We start from the raw sequence: 9938 nt of genomic DNA, 5'->3' as shown, positions 1-9938 counted from the left end.
CTCCGTTCTTCTTCGTATACTTTGGCTTGGCGTCCGCCCAGGTGCCGGAACCACACCATTCGACATGCTGATATACTGGGATAGTCCTTCATGGGCCTCTTTTATCTGACTGTTCAGTGAGGACGCCCAGGGAAATGTTTTCGCTAACGACGTATTCAAGTAATCAACGCCGGCGCCATTCGCCTTGAGGCTGATCGACAACCGGAAGGGTAGCCGCATTGATGATGCCTGAATGATCATCCGGTCAAATGTTTCTGGTTCCATCGGACCCATGCTAACCGCCAGCCCATAGTGGATACGGTTACCCATAACGGCAAATTTCATGCTCGGCGTTTCGATGTTTTGGGAGAACAGCTGATCCGCAATCGGTGGCGGCATCATATGATCTGCGTTCCTGAAATCACGCCGCTTGGGTTTTGTGGGAACCCGAATTTCTTTAAGAAAGTCGTCGCTAATCCGGGGTGTCCATTTCTCGCTTGTACCCGGCTCAATGACCTGCTTAGCGATTTTTAGCCACGAACGGACATCGATTACCTCAGTCATCAGACGGACATCTTTATTTGAATTCAGGTGCTCCATAGTAGAAATAAACGAGGAGACCATGTTTTGATGCCGGATTCTCAACTGCGGGAACGCAGTATCTTTGAGCATGGCTTCGGCTGTTTCTGGCCATGTTTTCAGTGCCTCGGCTCGCTCTTTAACTTGGTCGTTGATTTCGTTCTTGGCAATGGCGGTAACATAGGTGTACAGCGCAATATAAGTGTTCTCGACTTGGCAAAACTCCGCCATCTTCCGGCTTTTCTCTTCAACGATCTCGTCGATGAAGCTGCTCATGCCGAACTTGCGCGCCGTTAACTGGGTCATCCTCAAGGCGTCTTTGGCATATTGGTACGCCTGATCCGGATCAAACTCGAAACTGACGGATAGCGAGTGATTTCCGTTCTGTAACAGGTCTCGTCCGATGATTTCTGCAAGTTCAAGAATCAGGTCTTTCAGCCCTTGGCCGTGGAGGGTATTGGTCACTCCTTTGATACGGAGCACCGTCATAAGGGTTCCGTCTTTCAGGACAAACGTAGTGGCATCGTCTGTCGAAGCCAGATCAATGAACTCTTTCGGATTTGTGCGCCAGATGCTTTGGGCGCACAGCATCAAAACAGCGTCCAAGTTATCTACTATCCGGTCCACAAACCGCATTCACGATACTCCTGTGTTCAAATTTAATTCGCAGAATCTCTATTGCCTGATGGCTGCTTCGAGTCGTGCAACAACGTCACCAATCTCCGAAAGGCACACCGCAACCTCATGGGCAAAATCGTCACATTGCTCGCCCGGGTTAAACCGGAGATTTTTGAAAGCGCCATCAAAATTAATGAGAAAGCTCATTCCTGGGCTGGATAGCTCAAGAAACAAAACAGACCTGCTTGCGGCAACGGCCTGCAGTTCTTCATCTGTCAGCTCTTCGTTTGAAATGGTTACTGTAGACTTTGGTTCAATCGGGTCCGCCAGCTTTGCCTTTTCCCCTAGCAACATGGATTCAGGCAATGGTTCTTGATTGAGAAGCCATCGATGCAGCCAAAATGGGAGATTGCCACCATCGCACCAGAGTTCCGTTACAAGGGGCAGGCCCGCGTTCCTAAGCAACATGAAGACACCCTCGGCGAGCTTGTCCGATGTCGCGCCAACCCAAATGCGCTTATCGTGCTGGTCAATCACCAGAGGAATCACCGTCTCTAGCTGGGGCATCTTCGGCAACAACTCTTGCATCACCTCATCCTTAATGGTTGCCCTCAGTTTTTTGGTGACAACCTCGCCACTTTCGACCAGCTTTTTGATGCGCTTTCGAACTTCACGATCGCGAACGACGGTTGGCACGGATCGCCGAAAACGGAGAAGTTCTGCGTAAAGAAACTTTGAGCCCTCCACCTGAATAACGATCTCGCCCCCCGTGCCGGGCAGCTCTCGGAAACCCAACGTTGATTGCTCAAGGAACTTGCACTCCCTGGCAGGGTAGGCTTTTGCAATCGCTTCAAGCTCAGCCTTTTCGGGAAGATCTGATTTGATATTAAGGACTCGAAACTCTTTCATGGCGCCCCCCCAAAAATTACCCTCAAATTATCGCATGGGGTGAGGTGAGCTATGGGGAAACGCCTCCAAACTCGATATGGGTCTATTAACCAAGGATATTCAGGGCAGGTCGTGACTCGTCATCTGCATACCTTGGTGTCGGCGACTGGGCGGCGCCGGTCGTTTTTTTTTGGTCGGACTGATAGCTTAAGGGCTGTTCAGTATCCAAGGCATTGCTGATAATCGCGGCTTGCTGAGGGCTGAGCTCCAGTCCCATCTCTTCCAGGTATGGTGACGGTTCCACAACGACAGGCTCACCGCCAGGGAAGTGATATAGACTGGCATGATGAAGCGACAGCGATTGCGCGGCTCTGGTGATAGCCACGTAGGCCAGGCGCCGCTCTTCTTCTGGCCGACCGCCATCATCTTCGTCATCCTGCTCGAATTTGTTTTTATTCTCGCCCGTATTGGCTGCTGGCCGGCCATTCATCCGCCCGGTATCCAATGGCATCAGGCCGTTTGAAAATCCCGCAACCATGACGTGAGGCCACTCCAGTCCTTTTGATCGATGAATCGTCGAGAGGGTCAAGTAATCACCCTGATCATGGCTGTCCTGATAATCTGAAATAGGGCCTTCCATCAGGTACTGGAAATAGTCATCAGGCTTTGCAAGACGCACTTCATGCAACAGAAGGTCTAGATTTTCGGAGCGCTTCACTCGGATTGCATCATCCTTCTCTCGGTCAAGTAGTTTCATTGGGCCGTCTTTTGCCCATTGCACAATCCGTTCTAATATTTTGTATTGCGGTAAACCCTCTGTGTCAGAGTAGGCCGCTTCAAACAGGCTGATAAGGAAAGTCTGTAACACGATCCCGCCTTTGCCATATTGTTGGGGCGCCTTGTGAACCGCAAAGCCAAGTAGATTCTCATCATACTCATCCAGCTTTTGGATCAGGTCATTCATCCCTTTTTTACCCAGTCCGTCAATATAGGGTTGCAACGCTTTTATGGCTTGCCAGTCTTTCCACCGGTGCGCCACACGGACAACCGCGGTGATCGCCTGGATTTCCTTTCTCTCATAGAAGCTCATCCCCCCAACGACTGTATACGGAATTCCGGCCTGCTTTAATGCCGGTTCCAGGATCATGGTCATGCGGTTGGTGCGATACAGCACCGCCATATCCGACAGCGGCACCCCTTGGGCCTGTCTAGCCTTTACCTCTCGCACTATGTTTTCCGCCATTTCACGGTCTCGTTGCGCTACACAGAACTGGGGAAAGTCTCCTCCGTGATCCTCAGAATACGCTGTTTTCGGCAGGCGAGATTTATTGTGTCTGATGAGCTTCGAAGCGCACTCAACGATCCTTGAATGGCTTCGGAAATTGCGTTCCAGCTTTGCAATGGGGGCGTTGAAGTCTTTGATGAATCGCTTAAGATTGGCGACCCTGGCACCTCGCCAGGTATAGATGCCCTGATCGTCATCACCAACCATCACCAGGTTTTTGTGATGCTGTGCGATCTCTTTAACCATCCAGTATTGAACTGCATTCGTATCCTGAGATTCGTCCACCATGATGTATTGGTGCTGAAAAGATAACGCTCTAGCTATATCTGGATACCGTTTCAATGCCTTCGTGGGAAGTATCAAAAGGTCATCGAAATCCAAATATCCGGATTTGCGCTTGTCCCTTTCATACTGCACCAGAGTTTCAGCAACCAAGCGATCAACCAGCTGGACCCGTTCATGATTCGGTGTATCGCCTGTCCGTGAGCAACGCGCTTTTTCCAATCCAATCAACGCATCACTGACATTTCCCGGACAAATCCCGTTCTGCTTCATCAGCGACCACAGCGCGAAACCTTGCTTGAGAGCCTTACGGAGCAGCTTTACATCAAAGTTCGATTTTTCAGCAAATTCAGCGCCAATTTCGTTTAGCAAGCGCTTCTGATCATTCTCGTTGAGGATGACCCATTCCATGTCTTCCCCAAGCCCGAAGAGATCTTTGTGCTGCCGGAGAAACCGATAGCCGAAACCATGGAACGTATCGACGACGACATCACTACCATCAAGCCCGAACTGCCTTTCGACTCGTGCCGATATTTCACGCGCCGCTTTCCTTGAAAAGGTAATCATCAGAATCTGACGGGGCGACACGCCTTTATCAATCAGCCTACCTACCCGCTGAACCAAGGTTGCTGTTTTGCCCGAGCCGGCCCCGGCCAAGACAATCAAAGAACCATCTTTGTGCTCACCAATTCGGGTTTGCTGTTCCGTAAGTTTGACTTCAGCCATGACCAATAAACCACGTCTGCGTTGCGGTCTTATCCTATGGGGTATTATACGAAGTTGATGTAATCAAATGTGGTGCAACACACGTTGCCGGCCTGCTGGGAGAAGAGATGTCGCTTTTTTGCAACTTCCAAGACGCACCGAAACTGATTAAAGACAAGCTGCTTCTTTCGAGCGTCGTAGAAGAGTATGGCGTTACTCTAAAACGGCAGGGGAAGGAGTGGGTTGGCTTGTGTCCATTCCATGAGGAAAAAACCCCATCTTTCTCGGTCAACGATTCCAAAGGGGTCTATCTATGCCGGGGGTGCTCCGCGCACGGCGATGTCATTACCTTTGTATCGGAAATGACGGGACAATCACCGGGCCAGGTTATCCGGTCCCTGGTTAAACGCCTGGGGTACCAGATCACTCCATCGGAAGAATGGAAAAGCGGCCGGGTATCAAACAAGCGCCCCATCCTCCGGGCGGATGATCGCGATCTCCTTACAGGCTTTCACAACTATGTCGCCCAAATGGCGCACAGAAATTTGGTAGCCCTATTGCGTCATGAACCCGACTCTCCAGTTGTCAGGTATCTGCAGCAGGAGCGTAGCTATTCAGAAAGTGTCATTCTGCAATATGGTCTTGGGTACCTGCCATCACAGGCAGAGCTGTACGACCTTGCGCGCGCACCGCACCCACTCAATCCAGAGCCCACAGAGCTGACCCGCCAGCATTGGGAAGCCTTGGCCGTCGAGACCGGTTTGCTGAAAAATGGGCACTCCCGAAGCATGTTCCAGGGCCGCCTGTTGTTCCCAATTACGAACTCATCAGGTCAATGCGTCGCATTTTCTGCTCGGGTCATCCCCGGCGCCGAAGGAGACGCCATCCTTCCAGATAGAAAGTACCTGAACTCCCCAAACACGCGGATTTTTGACAAATCCAATGCCTTATTCGGGATGGTGCCGTGGTCAGAGGTACTAGATGATTCGGCGTTACGCGAGGCTTGGCGCACACGTTTGAACACTTCAGTTGTCCTTATCGTGGAAGGGCTGACAGATGCTATACGGCTCGCTGAGCGGGGTATTCATGCAGTCGCTGCGATGGGTACCGGTATCACGAAGAGTCATCTGCGTACCATTTTCCGACAGTTTAAGTATGTTCAGGTTGTTACCGATGGTGACGACGCCGGTATCTCTGCCGCCAAAAGAACACTGGTTGAGGGTATTCCGTTTCTCAAGCCGGGAACTCGTTTTTATGCCATTGCTCTACCAGAAGGCGAAGACCCCGATACATTTTTCGAGGTGGCAAGCAATGCAGACACAGTTCAAAGCATGCTTGCGATCCTTCCTAAGCTACATGTCGAGGATGTTTGGTATCAGCAATTCATTGCACCAGTGTGTGAACCGCTGACACTCGCAGATCAGGTCACAATTGAACGAGCACTTTCCGGTACTCATGATGCACCGATGCCAGAAGATCCAGACTGGCGCCTGGCTTTTCATCGTTTCGTTGCAGATAAAACGGGGTATGTGACTCGACCCTATTGCCACAAACGGGGAATCGGATTACCAAGCCCATTGCATCACTCCTTAATTCAAGGGGATGCTGCTGTATTCTGGCTATACAGGGTATCTCGGTACCCCGCATTGCTGGCTTGTCTATCACCCTGGGATAACCGATGGTGGGTACGGGACGCCCTCAATGGACTTCTGGCTAATCCGATCGAGGTACCCCCAACACTGCGGGTGCTTTTTCACACCCGGGCATCCCTCTCTGAAAACACTATTGATCCGAACGAACTAGAAAGCTGGTCGGATCTTGCGCACCACCTCATCGAAGCTGGTTTCCCGTCATCCTTGTTGGTTCATTGGTCCGAAATCGCTAGGGACACCGATCGTTCACTGGAGAAACTAGGATACACGCAAGAAGTATTTGCTCCGGACCTGTGGGAATACGAACTGACAAGCTGGGTTGAAGATCTCGACAAGCGCCTAACTTCGCGGCTGCATCAATCTGTTTCTGCAACCTGACGTTCTGACTTCTCTGCCTTGCGGCCCTGTAAGTCATACAAGGTACGAAGGCGCGCCAGCATGGCCCGAGCGCCATTCTCAATCGCGATGATTCTGACTGGAGGTTCGGCGCTCATCCAGCTACGTTCCGCCCATAATGCGACATCGGCAAAGGGCAGCACAATCACATTGCCGAAGGTGGGACCAATATACTGGACATTTACTCCGTTATTGCGAATCGTCTCAATGGCCTTGAAGATTACTGCTGAATCAGGGTGCTCCAAAAGATACTCGTAATTCACAAGCCAGGTGACAGACATACCACTCCGCTTCGCCCGGATCATGGCATTTCCGATCTTCTTGAGTCCTTCCCGCTCAAGATCGCTCGTCACCAAGATAACTTCCCCCAATTCGGGTTCGCCCAGGGCCAGGAGTGCCACGTTATCTTCGGTACTGATCTTGTACTGCGTGTCTTTGCCAAAGGCTACCTGCAAGGCTGAACGCCATGACTCAAGGGCACCACCGGACTCAGGTGGTTCTGGCCACTCAAGACGCTCACCGACCGTGCGGAGATGCTTGCCAAGCAACCGGCCAGGTAGCTCCGAATGATTAAGGGTGTCCAGGTCACCCACCACGACGATCGAATCCTGTGCCCGGGACACAGCGACATTCAACATTGACGTGTTGTGATCCCAGAAATAATGACGACCGCAAGGGATCGCCGTATAGGTCAGGCTCAAGAGAACGACCGGTCGCTCCGCGCCCTGAAGCGAATGCACGGTGCCTACCGTTATCCCATGATGTTTACCGAGCATTTGCCGCAGGGCTCCGTCTATTTTTTCCGCCTGCGCCCGAAATGGCGTCACGATGGCGACAATCTCCCCAAGCGGCCGGTCGTAGGCGCTTTGAAGCACCGCTTTGTGCTTACTGACAAACCTTGCGACCAGAACCGCCTCGAACTCATTGACCCTCGAACCAAAGAACTGTTGGTCATTGCCAGGCACATCAAGGTATCCCACTACCGGCAAAGGGCAAATGGACGTATCTTGCTCGCGCACGCTTTCAAGACGCCCTTGATAGGCGAGCTGATTGCAAAACTCGAATATCTGAGGCAAGCACCGGCGATGTTTTGTTAACCAGACTCCCACATGCTCTCTATCGCTGCTTGTGAAGCGGGAGGATGACTGGCAAAGATGCAGTAACGAACCACTGCTGGTGTCTCCACCACTACGACTCAGCCGTTCCGATTCTAGGCCGTCCAGGTTGGCAGGCTCGATCAACTCCGCAGCAACCCGGTTCCCCAAGTCTTCCCGTTGCTCCAACGACCAAACCGGCTCAAGCTGAGCGCGATCCCCAACAGCTACCAGACATTTGGTAAGGCTGACCGACGCTGCCGCAACATCCGGCGCACACTGGCCGGCTTCGTCCACAATCAACAGGTCGGCCTGTTCGAACAAAGGCATTTCAGCCTGACGCTGAATGTCCCAAAAACTCAGTATCTTTGGCAGGCGGTGTAACGTGCTGACCATAACTGGCGCCAGAAGGTAACGCCGATCAAGCATCGCTCGAACTTTTTCGAGTGTTCTGCCGTCCTTTTGCCCAGCCCGGAGCGTGGTTGCCATGCAATTCAGCCATTCCCCCTCGCGCACATGAATTGCCAGCCAAAACCACCGATGCCTCGCCTTGGCGTGCAACACCGCCTCATTGCTCTTGAACCACTCATCCGCCAGCGTCTTACTGCACAACACCTCAGCTTGTGCTCGGGCTATCGCCTTCGCTTCGCGGAGCAGGTTGTTCACACGCCGCAACTCCAATTCGGCATAGACAGGCACATCACCATCTGATGGCATCTGAACTTTGGCGAGCCGTCTACCAACGGTGTTCGGTAGCATTTTCTGCGCTCGCATCCTTGCCACCGCCTTCAACACCCAGTCTTCTGACCATGCCTGATTGAGTCGGCGCGAAATCTCCACAACTTTGCTCTTGAGCTGACGGACTGACTTCTGTGCCTCGACCAAGCGCTCCAGACCTTGACGCACTTTGTCCCATACCGCGCACTCTGCGGGTGATTTCAACCAGCCTTTTCGCCGCCAGAGCTTCTCATGTTCTTTGAACGCGGCAAGCAGCTGTCGTGCATTGCCGTCTCTTGCAGCCTTCCGGAGCTGTGCGGGCAGGCTCCGCGCCCAGTTTTGTTCTCGTGCTTCCGCCTTGAGGTGCGCCCTCAAGGCGTCAGTAGCAGACGCAATCGACGCGATTGCGCCTGTTCGGGTGATTGCCCGTGTGTTCTGTACGAATGCCATGGAAAGCGTCTGAATGTCGGCGTTCCGCTCAATTCGCTCCATGTCCTCCAGCGTCATCAGGCCGCGCTCTTTTGCATCCGCCTCTGCTGCTCGTGATGCGTTATAAAACCCCAAGGTGGGCCAGTCGTCGATCCATCGCCGGGTCAACAGCGCTTCCTCATGGCTCAGCGGATGGTGGGATCTTTGTTGCAGGCGAAACGCATCTAAGGCGTTTCGAAGCGCCTGATTGTTGGTGCTCGCGATTACGATTTTCGGAGCAGGGCGCCCTTGCAACACAGACAGCACCACCTCGGATGCCACTAACTCCGTCAACATGGCCGTCTTCCCGGTTCCCGGCGGGCCGTGAATCGCCAAACGGTCACCCCGAGCCAACATCAATGCCGCCCCGATTGCCTGAACCTGATCCTCACTTAGCTCGCGCGTCGGCGCCAGCGTTCCCCACCGGACCATCGGTTTCAACCGCTTAGCTATTGGCTCAGGTTCAACTTTCTGCGGGGCAAGCATCGGTTCTACGAGCCCTTCAAAGCACGGCAACTTTGGCTGCAGTGTCTCGATCGCGTCATAGGTTCGCAGCAACGATTCAATCGCACCAATGCCCTGACGAGCCGGCAGTACGACGCCGTAGCTGCGACGGGTGAACCGGACCCCGGGGATGGGTTGTTCCGGGTCGGCTTGGCACACCGCATCAAATAGTCGCTGCGCGTAATCAAAGGCTTCAGAAAGCGATACTTCCTGATCTGGGTGCCCCGTGTGATTGCTGTCCAGCTCGTCCGCCTCTGGATGTATTGGTGGCAGGCAATCATCAAATGGGTTCGCATCGTAGAACTGATCGGCTTCCAAAACCGATCCGAGAATCAATGAGCCTTGCGCAGCCGGCTCCAAACACTCCCGGCTAAACCGGGGCCTGCCGACCACCATCAGTCGCCCAGTTCGATGCGCATAGAGCAGGATTGATAGAGGCGCCAGGAAATCGGGCGCCCATTGATAGGTTTGAATTCCGTGGCGAACCGCCGATGTGCGCTCAAAAAGGAAGGGGTGCCAGACCAGCGGAACCCAGTCATGACCTGGGTCACACCAGGCTTCAATGTCATCCCTGCTTAAAGACGCCAGCCCGTCTTGTTGTGCGGATTGCTGAGTACGTTCAACCCGGTCACCGTCGAACGCTGTATGACTCAAACGTCGATAGGGGAGGCGGGTCCAGGCCGACTTGGTGATCGCCGCCCGTCCCGCCTGCGCGTCCGTCAGGCAAAACGAATAGTAACGAGCAATTTTGTCTGACAGGCGCTGAGACAC

General features: G+C 53.1%; 4 protein-coding genes and 1 pseudogene. 1 reads left to right on the top strand and 4 read right to left on the bottom strand.

The features are described from left to right. The 3 genes and pseudogenes from BTO32_RS15620 to BTO32_RS15610 form a co-directional block, all read right to left on the bottom strand. Positions 1-1194 (bottom strand): annotated as a pseudogene (locus BTO32_RS15620) (type IV secretion protein IcmB); the annotation flags it as partial. Between the two features lie 39 nt (positions 1195-1233). After that, positions 1234-2085, bottom strand: coding sequence for a recombination-associated protein RdgC (gene rdgC, locus BTO32_RS15615; RefSeq protein ID WP_076725580.1), 852 nt, complete (start codon positions 2083-2085; stop codon positions 1234-1236). Between the two features lie 85 nt (positions 2086-2170). Further along, on the bottom strand, positions 2171-4357 hold the full coding sequence (locus tag BTO32_RS15610) for an ATP-dependent helicase (protein ID WP_076725579.1): 2187 nt from the start codon (positions 4355-4357) through the stop codon (positions 2171-2173). 107 nt (positions 4358-4464) lie between these two features. On the opposite strand from BTO32_RS15610, the gene BTO32_RS15605 reads away from it, so the two are divergent. After that, positions 4465-6366 (top strand): DNA primase, encoded by a 1902-nt coding sequence (locus tag BTO32_RS15605; RefSeq protein WP_084206880.1) that lies wholly within the window; start codon positions 4465-4467, stop codon positions 6364-6366. Here the strand turns inward: BTO32_RS15605 and BTO32_RS15600 are convergent. Beyond that, positions 6345-9938, bottom strand: a complete 3594-nt coding sequence (locus BTO32_RS15600) for a DEAD/DEAH box helicase (protein WP_245820364.1) — start codon at positions 9936-9938, stop codon at positions 6345-6347. The two genes, BTO32_RS15605 and BTO32_RS15600, sit on opposite strands and share 22 nt — an antisense overlap.

The organism is Marinobacter lutaoensis, from assembly GCF_001981305.1.
GTDB classification, from domain to species: Bacteria; Pseudomonadota; Gammaproteobacteria; order Pseudomonadales; family Oleiphilaceae; genus Marinobacter; species Marinobacter lutaoensis.
The sequence above is the reverse complement of the archived record's forward strand: the minus strand, read 5'-3'. Positions and strand labels throughout refer to the sequence as shown.